We start from the raw sequence: 974 nt of genomic DNA on the forward strand, positions 1-974 counted from the left end.
ATTTGACCTGCTGTCTGCTTTATTTCTGATAGCCATTGTTTAAAACGCAAGTAACGCATTCCACCGCCTTCAAAACGACGGGAGTAAAAATTAATGGTACCACTTATGATACTACCGTCCCCTCCACGTATCGCCCACCCCATCTTCGTACCTAGATCAAAACAAAGAATCGTGTTATTCACCGCGCCGCTCCATACAAAATGTGTTTTATAGAAGTGTTTTTTTCCGAAAGCGGGCTGAGAAAAATATGGAAGATACACCAACAACATATGAATGTATTTCTTTAATCATTAGTACGTTCTCTCTACTTTTTGTTTTGTATAAAAGCTACAAAGAACAAAAAGAAAAATGTTTAGGACAAAAGTTGCAAAACTGTACTGTACGTACAGTTTCTGAACATCTGTCTCCAAAGCATCCTAGTGACCTTGAAGTTGAATTGGAATTAGCCATTTACAATCCTACAAACCAAATAATCAAAATAAATCACATCAAAATACCTAAAAAACACCCATTTATATTTACTGAAGCACTCTACCCAGATCCTACCGAAGGTATCTCAGATTCTAAAAAACGTGAAAATGGAAAGAAAATCGCTTTAAAAAGCGAAAAGCATATTGATTTAATAGACCCCAAATTAGATCCTAACCATTTGGGATTTTTTGATCTTTTTAGTATAAAAGCCAAAAGTAAATTGACTCTTTGGTTTACCATACACCCACAAAAACCATGTTTAAGAAAACCTATAACCATCGTAGTTGAACATACCTCATGTAATAATCCAGAAAAAACTCTTGAGACCACTTTTTGTCTTGGTTTTTTCCTTTGGACAGATGAACAGGACATAGCTTGGGAATACAGAATGCGTAACAAAGAAGAACCTATGGATAGTTTTAATAGCTAAAGCCATATTCTGAACTCCTTATAATAACGGAGTTTCTCCCATATTCTACGGTGCCAAGGTAGCGATTTCATGT

Annotated in this window: 1 protein-coding gene and 1 pseudogene; one reads left to right on the plus strand and one right to left on the minus strand. The window is 35.6% G+C overall.

What is annotated here, in order from left to right; genetic code table 11:
- Nucleotides 1-182 (minus strand): annotated as a pseudogene (locus ACFIMW_RS09370) (hypothetical protein); the annotation flags it as partial.
- 65 nt (nucleotides 183-247) lie between these two features.
- On the opposite strand from ACFIMW_RS09370, the gene ACFIMW_RS09375 reads away from it, so the two are divergent.
- Nucleotides 248-901: a hypothetical protein gene (locus ACFIMW_RS09375; protein WP_375608905.1), complete on the plus strand. Its 654-nt coding sequence runs from the start codon at nucleotides 248-250 to the stop codon at nucleotides 899-901.
- The last annotated feature ends 73 nt before the right edge of the window (nucleotides 902-974 follow it).

Origin of the sequence: Bartonella sp. AC329YNZD, assembly GCF_042196685.1 — a bacterium.
Taxonomy (GTDB): Bacteria; Pseudomonadota; Alphaproteobacteria; order Rhizobiales; family Rhizobiaceae; genus Bartonella.